The 15,834-nt window shown below is 42.3% G+C and carries 14 protein-coding genes; 4 read left to right on the plus strand and 10 right to left on the minus strand.

What is annotated here, in order from left to right; translation table 11 throughout:
• Positions 1–8 precede the first annotated feature (8 nt).
• Both NML76_RS09480 and NML76_RS09485 read left to right on the plus strand, forming a co-directional pair.
• Complete coding sequence (locus tag NML76_RS09480) at positions 9–1,019, plus strand: lactonase family protein (protein WP_254733376.1); 1,011 nt, start codon at positions 9–11, stop codon at positions 1,017–1,019.
• 95 nt (positions 1,020–1,114) lie between these two features.
• Positions 1,115–1,300, plus strand: coding sequence for a hypothetical protein (locus NML76_RS09485; RefSeq protein WP_003002861.1), 186 nt, complete (start codon positions 1,115–1,117; stop codon positions 1,298–1,300).
• A 103-nt stretch (positions 1,301–1,403) separates the two neighbouring features.
• Here NML76_RS09485 and eno read toward each other — a convergent pair whose 3' ends face one another.
• A complete protein-coding gene (gene eno, locus NML76_RS09490; RefSeq protein WP_021153554.1) occupies positions 1,404–2,708 on the minus strand; it encodes a surface-displayed alpha-enolase in 1,305 nt (434 codons plus the stop codon).
• Positions 2,709–2,919: 211 nt separating this feature from the next.
• On the opposite strand from eno, the gene NML76_RS09495 reads away from it, so the two are divergent.
• Positions 2,920–3,372, plus strand: coding sequence for a DUF1694 domain-containing protein (locus tag NML76_RS09495; RefSeq protein WP_254733378.1), 453 nt, complete (start codon positions 2,920–2,922; stop codon positions 3,370–3,372).
• 42 nt (positions 3,373–3,414) lie between these two features.
• On the opposite strand, the gene NML76_RS09500 is transcribed toward NML76_RS09495, so the two are convergent.
• From NML76_RS09500 to NML76_RS09540, 9 genes are all read right to left on the minus strand, one after another.
• The gene (locus NML76_RS09500; protein ID WP_254733380.1) at positions 3,415–4,530 is read right to left on the minus strand and encodes a glycerate kinase; all 1,116 of its coding nucleotides are present in this window, start codon (positions 4,528–4,530) and stop codon (positions 3,415–3,417) included.
• Positions 4,515–5,183 carry a phosphoserine phosphatase SerB gene (gene serB / locus NML76_RS09505; protein ID WP_254733382.1) on the minus strand — a complete coding sequence of 223 codons (669 nt, stop codon included), beginning with the start codon at positions 5,181–5,183 and terminating at the stop codon, positions 4,515–4,517. Before serB ends, NML76_RS09500 begins: the two co-directional genes overlap by 16 nt.
• Positions 5,184–5,295: 112 nt before the next feature.
• Entirely contained in the window at positions 5,296–7,020 is a 1,725-nt protein-coding gene (ezrA, locus tag NML76_RS09510; RefSeq protein ID WP_223141727.1) for a septation ring formation regulator EzrA, read from the minus strand.
• A gap of 86 nt (positions 7,021–7,106) precedes the next feature.
• Positions 7,107–9,056 (minus strand): DNA topoisomerase (ATP-hydrolyzing) subunit B, encoded by a 1,950-nt coding sequence (gyrB, locus tag NML76_RS09515; RefSeq protein WP_195189481.1) that lies wholly within the window; start codon positions 9,054–9,056, stop codon positions 7,107–7,109.
• Positions 9,057–9,068: 12 nt separating this feature from the next.
• The gene (locus tag NML76_RS09520) at positions 9,069–9,632 is read right to left on the minus strand and encodes an HAD-IA family hydrolase (RefSeq protein ID WP_195189480.1); all 564 of its coding nucleotides are present in this window, start codon (positions 9,630–9,632) and stop codon (positions 9,069–9,071) included.
• Positions 9,633–9,797: 165 nt separating this feature from the next.
• Positions 9,798–10,349 (minus strand): DJ-1 family glyoxalase III, encoded by a 552-nt coding sequence (locus NML76_RS09525; protein ID WP_024055774.1) that lies wholly within the window; start codon positions 10,347–10,349, stop codon positions 9,798–9,800.
• A gap of 19 nt (positions 10,350–10,368) precedes the next feature.
• Complete coding sequence (locus NML76_RS09530) at positions 10,369–11,598, minus strand: FtsW/RodA/SpoVE family cell cycle protein (protein ID WP_118396707.1); 1,230 nt, start codon at positions 11,596–11,598, stop codon at positions 10,369–10,371.
• Between the two features lie 33 nt (positions 11,599–11,631).
• Positions 11,632–12,612, minus strand: coding sequence for a YeiH family protein (locus NML76_RS09535; protein WP_254733384.1), 981 nt, complete (start codon positions 12,610–12,612; stop codon positions 11,632–11,634).
• Between the two features lie 4 nt (positions 12,613–12,616).
• Positions 12,617–15,127 (minus strand): bifunctional DnaQ family exonuclease/ATP-dependent helicase, encoded by a 2,511-nt coding sequence (locus NML76_RS09540; RefSeq protein ID WP_302851200.1) that lies wholly within the window; start codon positions 15,125–15,127, stop codon positions 12,617–12,619.
• 61 nt (positions 15,128–15,188) lie between these two features.
• Here NML76_RS09540 and NML76_RS09545 point away from each other — a divergent pair, with 61 nt between their 5' ends.
• Positions 15,189–15,830, plus strand: coding sequence for an MBL fold metallo-hydrolase (locus NML76_RS09545; protein WP_129824063.1), 642 nt, complete (start codon positions 15,189–15,191; stop codon positions 15,828–15,830).
• Positions 15,831–15,834 lie beyond the last annotated feature (4 nt).

The raw sequence follows: 15,834 nt of genomic DNA on the forward strand, positions 1-15,834 counted from the left end.
GGTGACCTATGTCTCAAACCATTTATTTCGGTACCTATACCAAAAAAGAATCCAAAGGAATTTACAAGGCACAATTTGACCCTGAAACAGGGGCATTGAGCCAACTTGAACTAGTGGCAGCCGAGCCCAATCCAACCTATATCGCTTTTTCTGAAAAAGGAAACCTCTACAGTGTCGGAGCTGAAGAGGGAAAAGGAGGAATCGCAAGCTTTACAGCTGATTTTCAGCAACTCAATCACGTTGTTGAAGAGGGCGCTCCACTCTGCTATGTCTCTGTCGATGACAAGCGTCAACTGGTCTATGGAGCCAACTATCACAAAGGCCAAGTTCTCGTATATAAGCTAGAGGCAGATGGGCGTTTGTCCTTTGTCGATCAAGATACCCACCAAGGAAGTGGTCCTCATGCCAATCAAGCAAGTCCACATACCCACTATGCAGACCTTACACCAGATCAGTACCTGATCACGTGTGACCTAGGAACCGACAGTTTGCATGTCTATGATGTCAGTGAGGAAGGAAACCTAACCCTGATCAATCAGTATCAAACAGCTCCAGGGGCAGGACCTCGTCACCTGGTCTTTCATCCTCACTATAAGACTGCTTATCTCATCAATGAATTAAATGCTACGATCGATGTACTCTTTTATGACGGTATGGGTGAATTCGAACACTTCCAAACTGTTTCTACACTTCCATCAGACTACGATGGTCAAAAATGGGCTTCTGCGATCAAGCTCTCAGCTGATGGAAAATTCCTCTATGCATCTAACCGTGCTCACAATTCCATCGCTGTCTTCAAAGTTGTGGCTGATGGTAGCCTAGAACTGATTGAAATTGTTCCAACTCAAGGGCTCAATCCACGTGATTTCACACTTAGTCCTGATCAAAACTATTTGATCGCAGCCCATCAAGATTCACCTAATGCCACCGTCTTCAAACGAGATTCTGCTAGCGGAAAATTGACCCTTCTATCCGACGACTTCTATGTTCCAGAGGCCGTTTGTACGGTTTTTCATTAAGTCGTTTTAGTTGTCAAACCTCTAAAAAAATGATTAAATAGATGAGAAAAAGGCGTGAGCCTGACTTCACAACTTATATTTTAGGAGACCCTAACATGAATCCATTGGACTTATTTAACCAAGTGAAAGAAATGATCGAAAAGAAAGATTTCGACGCTGCAAAGAAATTTGTTGATGACAACAAAGACAACCTCGGTGACTACCTTGAACAAGCCAAAGGGCTTGTATCTGGAAATGAAATGGTCAGCGGTGCCTTGGACAAAATCAAAGGCTTGTTCTAATAGAACTACTCCTCAACGCTTTAGTTGAGGAGTTTTTGTTTATACCAATCGCAAAAAAGATCCTTGAGAAGACTCAAGGATCTTTTTAGTCTAGTAAACTAGATTATTTCTTAAGGTTGTAGAATGATTTCAATCCACGGTATTCAGCTACTTCACCAAGTTGATCTTCGATGCGAAGCAATTGGTTGTATTTAGCGATACGGTCTGTACGTGAAAGTGAACCAGTCTTGATTTGTCCTGCGTTTGTTGCAACTGCGATGTCAGCGATTGTTGAATCTTCAGTTTCACCTGAACGGTGTGATACAACGGCAGTGTAACCAGCTTCTTTCGCCATTTCGATAGCATCGAATGTTTCAGTAAGAGTACCAATTTGGTTAACTTTGATAAGGATAGAGTTAGCACATTTTTCTTCGATACCACGTGAAAGGTAGTCAGTGTTTGTTACGAAGAAGTCGTCACCAACCAATTGAACTTTACCACCAAGACGTTCAGTAAGAGCTTTCCAACCGTCCCAGTCGTTTTCGTCCATACCATCTTCGATAGTGATGATTGGGTATTTGTTTACCAATTCTTCAAGGTAGTCGATTTGTTCAGCAGCAGTGCGGACAGCAGCTCCTTCACCTTCGAATTTAGTGTAATCGTAAACTTTGCGTTCTTTATCGTAGAATTCTGATGATGCACAGTCAAATCCGATAAATACGTCTTTACCTGGAACATAACCAGCAGCTTCGATAGCAGCGATGATAGTTTCTACACCATCTTCAGTTCCGTCAAAACGAGGAGCAAATCCACCTTCGTCACCAACGGCTGTTTCAAGACCACGACCTTTAAGGATTTTCTTAAGTGCGTGGAAGATTTCAGCACCCCAACGAAGAGCTTCTTTGAATGTAGGTGCACCAGCAGGTACGATCATGAATTCTTGGAAAGCGATTGGAGCATCTGAGTGAGATCCACCATTGATGATGTTCATCATTGGAGTTGGAAGAACTTTAGTGTTGAATCCACCAAGGTAGCTGTAAAGTGGGATTTCAAGGTAGTCAGCAGCAGCACGAGCTACAGCGATAGACACACCAAGGATTGCGTTTGCTCCCAATTTACCTTTGTTAGGAGTACCGTCAAGAGCGATCATAGCACGGTCGATAGCTTGTTGATCACGTACATCATAGCCGATGATTGCTTCAGCAATAATGTTGTTTACGTTGTCAACAGCTTTTTGAGTACCAAGACCACCGTAACGAGATTTGTCACCGTCACGAAGTTCAACTGCTTCGTGTTCACCAGTAGAAGCTCCTGATGGAACCATACCACGTCCATGAGCACCTGATTCAGTATATACTTCTACTTCAAGTGTTGGGTTACCGCGTGAGTCTAGGACTTCGCGAGCGTAAACATCAGTAATAATTGACATTTCTTACTCTCCTTATTGAGTTATATTTTTTACTCCTCTATCATATCGTAATTAGGCTATTTTTTCAAGAAAAAACAAGGAAATCTACGAAAATTGAGAAGTTTTTAACAAGAAAACGGTTCCACTATCTTATTTTCTGCCATTTCCCCTCCTTATTTAATTTTTTAGCATTCCTCTACTCTTCTGCTACGCTTTATGCTATACTTAACTTATGACAGATATTAATAAAACGATTTTAGAAAAAGCTGCTGGTCCTACTCGGTTCAATCCTGATGAACAGCGTCGATTTTTGGAGACTTATGAGGAGCGTGTGATTGCATCATGTACCTTGGAGGAGGCAAGGGACAATCTCTATTTGGAGCACTATTCTTCAATTCTTACGAACATTTCAGAACGCTTTGAACCTGTATTGGTCAAGATTTCGCCTGCCTTGGATGAAAGCAGCCAACTTCAATATTTGAAAAAGACAAAGGATCTTGGTCTTGTGGCAAGCATTGTTTCAGATGACTGTCGCCACTCTCCCTTTGGTCTCATCATCCATACTGATCATCCATCTGGAATTTCACCAACAGACATGAGTCTCCAGTATCCAAATTTATTTGAAAAGAAAGAAGAGACTGCTAGTCCAGAAAAGAAACTATTTTGGAAACGTCTCTTTAGCTAAAGAAAAACCAATGGAAGGGAACATCTCCTTTTCATTGGTTTTTTAGTTTGCTTTCATTTTCAAAAGGTTCCCAATATTTCGAGCGCAGGAAATCAGATTCCTTTCAGCATGAGCGAGTGCATCTGCTACCTCACAAGGACCAGGTACGATAGAGAAGGCAGCTTCAATGTGATGACTAGGTAAAGCAGGCAAATCCTCCGCTAAGCTACCACAAATAGCAAGCACTGGGATCTTCTCTGGTGTTCGTTTGGCTACCCCGACAGGTGCCTTACCAGAAAGAGATTGGAGATCCATCCTACCTTCCCCGACCACGACCAGATCAGCTTTTTGTACTTTGTGATCAAAGTCAATCAAATCAAGGCTTTTTTCAATTCCTGAGGAGATCTGACCACCGGCAAAAGCGACCAAGCCAGCAGCCATGCCACCTCCAGCTCCGGCACCAGGCATGGACAATATTCGTGCATCTACTAATTGGTAAAAACCCTGCATAGCCTGATCAACAGCTGGAAACAGAAGGGGATTCAATCCCTTTTGCCCACCAAAGATATAGGTCGCTCCTTGACTGCCACAGAGAGGATTGGTTACATCCGTTAAGACTTGGAGCTCGATGTCTTCTAAAGCTTTTGGAACCGCACTGGTATCTATTCTAGCCACACGACCGAGCGAAGCCCCTACAGGACGAAGCAGATGGCCTTGATCATCATAGAAGGCTACCCCTAATCCAGCTGCCATCCCAATCCCACCATCATTCGTTGCAGAACCGCCAATTCCCACACAGATCGTTTTAACCCCTTGGTCAACCAATTGCAAAATAAGTTCACCAATTCCTCGTGTTTCCAGTTCAAGAGGATTTCGTTTTTCAGCTGGAATGGTGCCTAAACCGACAAGTGAAGCCATCTCAAAAAAAGCCATCTCATCTTTTTGGTAGTAAGACATTGAAACAGGCTGTCCAAATGGTCCGGTTACTTGAGTTTGGTACTCCGTTACATCCAGAACTCCAGCTAGGGTTTCCATGGTGCCTTCGCCTCCATCCCCAATAGGAAGGAGGTCAAAAGTTGCATCTGGTAGAGCCTCTTGAAATCCTTTTTTCAAGGCTTCTGCTACTTGTTTGGCAGATAAGGATTCTTTAAATGAATCCGGGGCTAGTAGGATATGCATGCTGTTTCCTTTCTATGCTGGTCTAGAATTTCAAGAACAAGGCTTAAATCCCTCTTCTCGATACGATATGGGGCTCGCTCAGCGACGATTGGCTTGGCCATAAAGGCAATCCCGATACCTGCTGTTTCAATCATCAGAAGATCATTGGCACCATCACCCATCGCAATCGTCTGACTTCGTGGGACATGATTTTCTTTCGCCCACGTCAGGAGAGACTCCTTTTTCCTTTCAGGAGTTAGAATTTCACCAAGGACTTTCCCTGTCAAACGGCCATTAGAAACCTCTAAACGATTGGCTCGGACTAGATCAATTCCTAAAGACATCGCGATGGGATCAATGACTTCATGAAATCCCCCGGAAACAAGGCCAACCTTGTAACCTCTTTGATGCAGTTCCGTGATCAATGTTTCAGCACCCGGTGTGACTTCCATCTGCTCCAAAATTTTCGGAAAGATAGAGGTCTCTAATCCCTTCAATAAAGCAACACGCGCCTCTAAAGATGTTGCAAAATCCAGCTCCCCATTCATTGCTTGGGCTGTAATCTCTGCCACTTTTTCTCCCACGCCAGCTTCTTGAGCTAGTAGATCAATCCCTTCCTGTCTTATCAAGGTTCCATCTACATCCATAACGAGAAGACCTGTTACTTCTTTCATCGCTTTCCTTTCTTATTTCTCCCTTACTATACAAAAATAGGGTTTAAATTTCAAGTTTCAATTATGATTTGAAGATAAAAAAATGACCTCCTAAAAGGTCATTTTTCTGTTATTAAAAGCGAATTTGCTCGCGGGTTTTTTCATAGGAAGTAACAAAGCGATCAGTTACGCCTGCTTCTACCATTTCCAAAGCATCTGAGATGACTTTGAAGGAAGCCGCATAGTCATATTCTCTTTCGAAAATATAAAGGGACTCATCAAAGGCTGCCTGTACATGATCATCAAATGAACGGTAACGGTTCGAGTATTGCAACAATTGTTCTGTCAATGTCGCATTTTGAACAATTCGATACGCCGCTTCTTCCAATTCATTCATATCATTGGTCAAGATTTCCAACAAACGATTGGTTGATTCGATGTTGATTTTATCCCCTTCTAACTCATCCATCAAAGCTTCTGTATTGTTACTTGCAGTGAAGAAAATTTCTAAGAATTCTTGAGGAATTCCTGGCAAGTTCCGTTTGTCCATATAGCGTTTAATGGCATGCAAACGGTTGGCATAGATGTTGACTTTTTGGCGAGCATTGGCATCGTCTTTTTCAATTTTTGAAAGGGAATCACTTAAGCCAATTTGCTCATCTTCGATTTCTTTCAAGCGAGCTTCAATAGCTTCTAACTCTTCTTCTACGATAGAATAGGCCTTTTGTGTTTCAGATGAATCTTTCAAGGCATCTTCTACCACATTTTCTTGTGAAGATAGCTCAGCTTCCAACTCTTTTAACTGTTGGCTGAAGCTTTCATTCAAGACAAATGTTTTACCGAGACGTTCCACTTCTGCCGCAAGCTTGCTATTGTTATCTTTAGCATGTTTCAAATAGCCAGGCAGTTGTTTCACTAACTTCTTCACAACTTTTTGTGATTCAATTTCACGAGTAAAGATGTGATACAATGCATCGATTTCTTCTTGAATTTGTTCATTTTCGTAAATGGCATTGTCCAATTCAAGGGCAGATACATTTGCCATATTGTTCTTCAAAGAAGCATGCAACTGTTGGAAACGAGATTCAATATCTGTTTCAGTGAAGTGGTATCCAGATTCCAAAAGCTTGCGGTAGCCACTTTCCAAATCCTCTAATTGATCAGGAAGTTTTGTTTGAAGAGCAGTGACAATTTCTGGCACTCGCTCAACAATTTGTTTTAAGGCTACAATATGATTTTCAGCTGTATCAAGGATTTCAGCCGCTTCAACAGGGTCACCTGAAGAATTCAAGGTTACAAATTGTGAAAACTCAGATTGAATATTTCCAATTTGTTTTTCAATTTCAGGAAGTGCACTGCCATAACGATCTGGGTCTGAAGTGACTTCTTTTTGAAGTTCCTCAAACATATCCAAGGCATGAACCACACGTCCGCTATTCTTTTGTTCCTGCTCTTCCAGATCAGAAAGGGCTTTGCGAATCGCCTTGATATCTTCGTCGATCAATTGGATCTGACTTTCGATATTATCAATGGCTTGTTTAGCCTTCATGAAACGGAAAGAATTGTTATAGCCTTCCGCTTCAAACAGATTGTTTTCAATATCAGCAAATGAATTTAAGGATAAATCTACCCATTTTTGATTCCATTCACGAAATGCAATTTGACTTTGACCAATCAAATGCATGTTTTTTACGGCCTCTACTTCATCGTTGACCGGAAGGTTATATAACTTTTCTTTTCGTTCTTCCAGTGCTGCCAGTAAGGCTTCATTTCGTTTTCTCAAAATGACTGCAACCACATATCCTACAATCAAGATAAGGGCGACAATAAAGATGAGAACAATTAGTCCACTAGACATATAAAAACTCCTTCATCGTATTACTTGAACGTAATCCTAGTAATTATACCATAAAATATCCATTAATGGGAAGCGTTCGGTGAATTTTATACATCGAGTGTACTATATTCAGCGTTTTCTTCGATAAATTCACGACGTGGTTCCACGCGGTCCCCCATCAACATATCAAAGATCTTATCTGCTTCCGCAGCATCGTCTACTGATACTCGTGCCATCAAGCGGTGTTCTGGATTCATGGTTGTTTCCCATAATTGGTGATCATCCATTTCTCCAAGACCTTTATAGCGTTGGATGGTTGGTTTTGAGCGACCTTCTGAATAACGTTCCAAAGCTGCAGCTAATTCGGCTTCTTGGTTGGCACCAGGTTGGATATATTCTTTGATTTCACTACCGACTTTGACCCCATAGATTGGTGGTTGCGCAATGTAAACATATCCCGCTTCCAAGACTGGTTTCATATAGCGATAGATCAAGGTCAACAGAAGGGTTCGGATATGAGCGCCATCGACATCGGCATCGGTCATGATGACTAATTTTTGATAACGCGCTTTTGTAACATCAAATTCTGCACCAAATCCAGTTCCCATAGCAGTAAATAAACTACGGATCTCTTCATTGGCTAGAATTTTGTCCATACTTGCTTTTTCAACGTTCAAGATCTTACCGCGGATTGGTAAAATCGCTTGGAATTCCCGATTTCGACCAGATTTTGCAGATCCTCCGGCTGAATCCCCTTCGACGATAAAGAGTTCTGTTTCTTGTGGATTATTTGAAGAACAATCTGCCAATTTACCAGGTAGGTTGGAAATCTCAAGCCCTGATTTCTTACGGGTCACCTCACGCGCTCGCTTAGCAGCTACGCGAGCTTTCGCTGCTAAAATCCCTTTTTCGACGATTTTCTTAGCAATTTGCGGATTTTCCAAAAGGAAATCAGAAAAGGCATCACTAAAGAGTCGATTGGTAATCTTAACAACTTCTGAATTTCCAAGTTTGGTCTTGGTTTGTCCTTCAAACTGTGGATTTGGATGTTTAACAGAGATCACTGCTGTTAGGCCCTCTCGAACATCTTCCCCAGTTAGATTGTCTTCGTTTTCTTTTAAGAGTTTATTTTTCTTAGCGTAATCATTGATCACACGAGTGAGAGCTGTACGGAAGCCCTGTTCATGCGTTCCACCTTCATGGGTATGAATGTTATTCGCAAAACTCATGACCGTCTCATGGTAGCCTGTGGTATATTGCATAGCTACTTCAACTGTAATATCATCCATTTCACCATCTGTGTAGATTGGTTTTTCAAAGATGACATCTTTGTTTTCATTGATGTATTCGACGTAACTAGAGATCCCACCTTCGTAGTGGTAATGCTTTTCTTGCTCTATGCCTTCTCGCTTATCCGTCAAAGAAATACGCAAGCCACGATTCAAAAAGGCTAATTCTTGAATCCGTTTATTTAATTTTTCAAAATCATACTCGGTGGTTTCCGTGAAGATTTCTGGGTCTGGAATAAAGTGGACGGTTGTCCCTGTCCGATCTGTCTCCCCGATGACTTTCAAATCATCCACAACGTGTCCACGTCGATACTCTTGGTAATGGATACTGCCATTTTTATAGACGCGAACATCGAGGGATGTGGAGAGGGCGTTGACGACGGATGACCCTACCCCGTGAAGACCACCAGAAACCTTGTAGCCGCCTCCGCCAAATTTTCCTCCCGCGTGAAGCACAGTAAAGACAGTTTCAACGGCAGGTCGACCTGTCTTTTCTTGGATATCCACTGGGATTCCACGACCATCATCGACAACCGTGATCGAATTATCTGCTTCAATGAAAACTTCAATATGGCTAGCAAAACCAGCTAAGGCTTCGTCGATCGAGTTATCCACGATTTCCCAGACCAGATGATGAAGACCTTCTTTTGAGGTCGATCCAATATACATCCCCGGACGCATCCGAACGGCTTCTAGTCCTTCCAAGACCTGAATCTGACTGGCATCATATTCTTGTGCTTGATTTTCTTGCTGTTTATCCTCTGTCATAATTTCCCTTTTCTATTCAAATATAAACTGGTGTAAGTGTGGCATGGAATCAAATAAATAGGGTGAAAGTCCTGCAGCCTTCCCAGCTTCTATATCGATCGGACGATCTCCGATGACCAGACCGTCTTGAATGCCATATTTTTCCTTCAAATAAAGCATAGAGGCTGGGTCTGGTTTTCGAGGAAAGCCCTCGTCTGCTGTTACAATCTCCGTAAAGTAGGGTGCAATGCCTGTCTGTTCAATAAGGGTTAAAACTTGGCGATCCCGATGAGATACCAAAAAATGGCGTCCTCCATGTGCTTGGATCTCTTCTAGTAACTCTTTTGCCCCCTCAAATAAGACCGGCTCTTGCAAGCCCAAGGCTTCTTTTTTCTTGTATTCCGTACGAAAATTTGAAATATGTGGTGCAAAGGTTTGAATTGCATCCTGTGTTGAGATTTTTAATGCTGCATAAACAGAATCATGATCGGCTTGGATGTGAAAGTCCTTCAATGTCGCTACAAAGGCATTTGTGGACGTTTCGTAATTATCCAATAGCGTCCCACCAAGATCCCATATAAAATCATGATAATTCATAGTCAATATTATACCACAAATGGACAAAAAAAATAAGCTAAAACCCTCATTTAGGGGGGATTTTAGCCATTTTTTACGGTCATTTCATTTTAAATCATAGAGAAGTCATTTTCCGTCATAGAATGTGAACTTTTACCAGAAAATATGGTGTCCAAAAGAGCTTTTTTAAGCATCTCCAAAGACATCTTGATAGAGCATTCCTTGACGAAGGCTTTGGGCATCTCCTCCAAATTGCTCTACCAAGGCATAGGCTAAGGCAAGCGCAGTTGAAGGACCACGACTGGTCAAGAGATTCCCGTCTTTCACCACTGTTTCTTTCTGATAGTGCCCATCTTGAATCTCTTCTTCAAAACCATCGTAACACGTATAGTGTTTATCTTTTAAGAGGCCGGCACGCGCCAAGACAATTGGTGCTGCGCAAATCGCAGAAATGATTTTTCCTTTCCTACTTTCTTCTTGGAGAGCTGCAATCAATTCCGGATTATCCCGCAAATTCGCAGCTCCTGGCATCCCACCTGGTAAGAAGATTCCATCATAATCTGACAGGTCCCCATTCCAGAGGCGGTCGACTTCCACTGTGATCTGGTGAGAACCTGTGACCGTTTCTTCCATGCCAATAAGGTCACAGTCGATCCCAGCCCGTCTCAAAACATCGACAATGGTCAAGGCTTCAATTTCTTCAAAACCGTTTGCTAAAATCGTTGCTACTTTTTTCATTTTCATTCCTTCTTTCTATCTATTGCGCCTTTTTAAGAACTACTTTTTTACGGATTGGAGGCCCTTCTTCTGGCTCTTTCTTTTTGCTACTATGATTATATATTGAGAGGACCAGACCAATACCAATCAGATTACTAATAATAGAGGATCCACCTTGTGAGATAAAGGGGAGGGGAATCCCCGTCAAGGGGAGAAGACCCGTTACTGCTCCAACATTTTCAAAAATATGAAAGACCAGCATCATAATAAATCCAATGGAAATATAGGTATAAAATTGGTTATTGGACTGGAGGGTAATTTTTAAAATGCGGTAAATCAGGGTCACATATAAAATCAACAGCACCAGAGCTCCAACAAAACCAAAGTCCTCTGCTACGACCGTAAAAATCATATCACTCTCCCGTACGGGAACCAATAAATTGGAGACATTAAAGCCTTGCCCAAAGAGACCACCACTTGCAATGGCTAGCTGTCCCTGCGCCTGCTGGTAGGTGGTGGTTTGTGCATAGTCAAAAGGATTTAACCAGGCTAAAATACGGTTCATCTGATAGGTTGGCATCCCTACTTGCTGGTGCAGAAAAGCCCGACCCCCTTCTGATAGAAAGAGGAAGAGAAAGCCTGCTAGCCCACCTGCTAGAAGCAAGATGACCGGCAAGATAATTTTCCAGGAAACTCCTGAAACGAGCACTAAGCCCGCAAAGATGGCCAAGAATACTAAGGCCGTTCCCAAGTCCTGCTGGAGAGCCAATAAGGCAAATACCGGAATCGTATAGATGGTCAACTCTAGAATCAAAAACCAATCTTGTCGTAATAATCGCTCACGCCCCTTATTTCTTTGCAAAAATCGGACAATAGAGCGTGACAGCATCAGGATGAAGGGGATCTTCATAAATTCTGAAGGCTGAAATAAGGTGATATTTCCATAAGCCACCCAGTTTTTAGCTCCAGTCGAAGCTACCAAGTTGGGATTATAAAAAACAAGGGGAAGAACCATCAAGGCCAGGCCAAGCAGGTAAAGAAAGGGAGTGATTTTCCAAAGAAATTTCGTGCTAAAAATCGTCACAATCAGGCAAATGACACATCCCACACCAATCCAGGCCAATTGCTGCCCTAAAAAAGGCCACACCATTTGGGGATAGTCATGAGAAACTGCTACATAAACAGATAAAATCCCAATCATGAGAAGGGCGAAGACAATCCCAATGATCGAATAATCCAGGTGAATCGTCAAAAAATGATGTTTCTTCATTCACGTTCCTTTCTGTGAGAATCATCAAATCAATTAATAGAACAACAATTGTAGAATCAAGCTAGATCCTGCTACACAAAACCAAGCAATCAACCCTACTAGAAGGGGGGCTGCTCCTGCTGCACGGAACTGTTTCCAAGAAACCTTGCTTCCGATTCCGACCAAAGCCATGGCCATAAAGAGGTGAGAAAGGTCCTTTAGGTAAGGTAGAACCACTTTAGGTACCAGGCCAATAGAAGAAAGAATAGAAGCCACAATAAACCAGATGATGAACCAAGGAATAATTTTCTTTAACATTCCTTTGTTTCTTCCTTGTTGCTTGCTCCGATACCATTTTAGACCGATCAAGCCCAAACAAACTGGTACAATCATCAGGGCGCGTGTCAACTTAACAATGGTCGCCATTTCACCCGCCGCCTTACTATAAGAAAACGCTGCTGCTACAACTGATGACGTATCGTTAATAGCTGTTCCTGACCAGAGGCCAAATTGAAAATTAGACATATGCCATACATGCCCTAATACTGGAAAGATAAAGACAGCCAAAATGTTGAAGAAGAAGATAGTTGACATAGATAAGGCAATTTCCTCTTCGTCTGCTTCAATGATCGGCGCAGCTGCTGCGATAGCAGATCCACCACAAATAGCCGTTCCAAATCCAATTAAGGTCCGTAAGTGAGATTTCAGATGGAAGACTTTCCCAAAGATCATCGCTGCAAGAAAAGCAACTGTTATCGTTGGCAGACTAATCTTCAAAGAAGACAAGCCTGTAGAGGCAACCGTCGCAATCGGCAAGCTAAATCCCATGAAGATAATCGAATACTGCAATAATTTCTTACCGGACCAGTTCAGTCCTGGTCGTGAATTCTCCGGCAAATCTACTAATTCATTGAGGACAATTCCTAAAATCAAAGCAAAGACACTGGAGCCAATGATGGGAAAGAAAGTTCCCAAAAACATGGCGCAAAGAGCCAGTACAAATGCAATTGCAAGTCCAAATCCTTTATTTTTCATTCTCTCAATTCCTTTCAAAAAAGGCAGCTGCTTGCTCAACAAGCCGCTCTCTCACTGTCGTATGAAGGGGCAACACTTGCTGCAAACCATCTAAAATTTGTTTTCCATATCGTTTGGTCACCACTCGCTGATCCAATAAGAGGACCAACGATTCCTGGTCTTGAAAACGGCTGGTTCTCCCAATAGCCTGTTTGAGCCTTAAAATCGCGACCGGAAGGCTATAGTCATAAAAGGGATTTTTCCCCTGTTCTCTGAGTTGGGTATTCAGCTTTTGAACCATATAATCTTTGGGGTTGTCAAAAGGAAGGCGCGTGATGATTTGAATCACTTCTTTTTGTTGGGAAAAATCGACACCCTCCCAGAAGCTTCCTGTTCCCAATAAAATAGAGCTTTCTCCTCGGTCAAATCGTCGCTTAATATTAGCTGCATCGCCATTTCGATACTGGGCCAAATGAGGAAACTTCAATGCGTTTGACGTCTCCAGTAACAATTCTTTTGAGGTAAACAAAAGAAAAATTGGTTTTCTTAGAGGAAGGAGTTCATCGATGAGCTGACAAATCTCTCCTGCATACTCCACGGAAGATAAAGAAACGACATCTGGAAAATCTATCGGCACCAACAATTCCTGGTGTTGTTTGACTGTTATTGGCACCCGGTAGATTTGCTGCTCTTGGTATCCCAAAAGGGCAGGTAAATGCACCTTTTTACTGATCGCGATCGTCGCTGATACAAAGAGCACGGGAACTTCTTCAGGCACAAACTCCTTAAAGGATAGCAAGTCCTCAACTCCTCCATGGAGACGAAGAATCTGGTGGCTTTCGACCACTTCCTTGTCCATCCAAAAAATCTGGTAGCGCTCATCAAACAATTCTCTTAGATTCTCTAGAGATTCGTTTTTTAATTCCGATACATCCTGTCGAATTTTTGCCACTGTTTGATCTGATAAGATCGCTGTTTTTCCTTGTACAACTTCCTTAGAGCAGGCATTTAACTCAAATTGAATACTTTCCAGCAAACGCCGTTGCAGCAGATCTTTTTCCTCTTCAATAGCGTGTTGCAAGCTTAGAAGAAGAGATTGCAAGGTTTCTTCTCTCTGTGAAAACTGCTCCAAAGCAAAGAAGAGTTTTTGCGCTTCATCCACTACCAGAACAGATTCTTGAAGTAGACTCTTATCATCTTCTAGACGGGTTAACAGATAGACATGATTGGTCAGAATTACTCGGCTGGTTTTCACTTTTTCCTGGCCGAGACGCCAAAAATCTTCCTGATAAAAAAGCGAACGTTTCGACAATTGGCCATCGTGGCAAATGTCAGCTACAAAATGAAGATGACGATAGAGTTGACCAATTTCACTGAGCTCTCCCGTTTCCGTCATGGTCAGCCAAACCAACAGTTGCATTTTAAAGCGTCGGATCATCCCATTATCTGACTCACTCTGTAAGGCCTGATAAAATTTATCGAGTTGGATGTAATCCTTGGGACTTTTTAGGCTATGAAAGGGAATTTGGAAAAGATCTTGGATAGTCTTTCCTTCCTTCTTCATAATTTGATCCTGAAGAATTTTAGTTGGAACACTGACAAGAATGCGCTTGGAGGTTTTCGCTAAAAGCGTTAATAGATAGGCATAGGTCTTCCCGATACCCGTTGGCGCTTCAATAAAACTCGGAAGTGGCTGTTGCAAACTATCCTCGATATAGGCAACAAATTCTCTCTGCTCCGGATAAGCCTCCATTCCCAACAGCTGCATATTGAGTTCAAACTGTTCAGACAAATGACGACTTTCTAAAAACTGCTGTGGCTTGCGCAGATAGAGACCATGAACTTCTACTAAATGAGCTGGTAAAAAAAGGCTACTGTCTTCAAGCGCATCTTCTATTAAGAGTCGTGATTCATAAATCAAACAATCTGCCATCGAAAGAAGTTTTTCGATCAATCCTCTCGGTAAGCTCGCAATTTTCTCTCTCAATTTCAACAGTAGCTGGGCTGTTGCCATAGCATCCGCTAAAGCGGAGTGAGCATGGTGCAACTCAATTTCCAGTTCAGCTGCAAGCGCTCCTAAATTGTAGCGTTCTAAAGTCGGATAGAAAATTTGAGACAATTCAACCGTATCAATCCGAGGAGTCGTTAGCTCAAATCCTTCCCAAAAGAGGGCTTCTGCTAATAAATTCGCATCAAATTTGACATTATGGGCCACAAAGACGGCATCTTCTATTAATTCAAAAATTTCTTTTGCCACTTGTGCAAACTCTGGTGCTTTTTTCAAGCGAGCATCTGTCAGGCCAGTCAATTGTTTGATATGCTCATCCAATCGTTCATGGGGATTCACATCCGTCTCATAGGATTGCGTAATCCTCCCATCTTCGATGATGACAATCCCAACCTGAATGATCTTAGCATTGCTTCCAGCACTGGTCGCTTCCAGATCCACAATGGCATATTTCCGTTTCTGTCTTGTCATAATACTTAAAATTATATCACGTTTGAGCAAGCTCTGCAGATTTTTTTCTCCTTTCATGTTGACTTCAATCCTGTTATTTTCCTTGCAATTTGATACACTATTCTAGAAAGGAGTCCTTATGAAAATCTATCGTACTGTTAATCCTGTAGCTTATGAAAACACCTACTACCTTGAAAATGACCACTCCCTCATTCTTGTCGATCCAGGTAGCGACTGGGCGACTATTCAAAAACAAATAGATCGCATCGGAAAACCAATCGTAGCGATTCTTTTAACCCATACGCATTACGATCACATTATGAGTCTTGAAAAGGTTCGTCAGACCTATCATTTCCCACCTGTTTATGTCCATTCAGCAGAAGCCAGTTGGTTGTCTTCTCCTGTCGATAATTTATCTGGTTTGGATCGTCATGCGGATTTAGAAGATGTGGTATGCAAGGAGGCCGACTTCCTTTATGACATTCGCTCCGATTACCAAATAGCCGATTTCCACTTTTATGTTCTGGAGACACCAGGCCACTCTGCAGGAGGAGTCTCTATCGTCTTTCCTGAGGATCACCTGGTTCTATCCGGTGACGCCCTTTTTCGCGAAACCATTGGACGGACCGATCTTCCGACAGGGAACGCGGCACAGATACTTAGCAGTATCAGAGAAGAACTCTTTACCCTTCCATCTTCCTACACTGTCTATCCCGGGCATGGCCCTGAGACTTCTATTGGTCACGAGAAGATGTTCAATCCCTTCTTTAGACAATCCTAAAGAG

It is taken from the genome of Streptococcus sp. CF8_Ac1-9, from assembly GCF_024295565.1.
GTDB lineage: Bacteria > Bacillota > Bacilli > Lactobacillales > Streptococcaceae > Streptococcus > Streptococcus parasanguinis_X.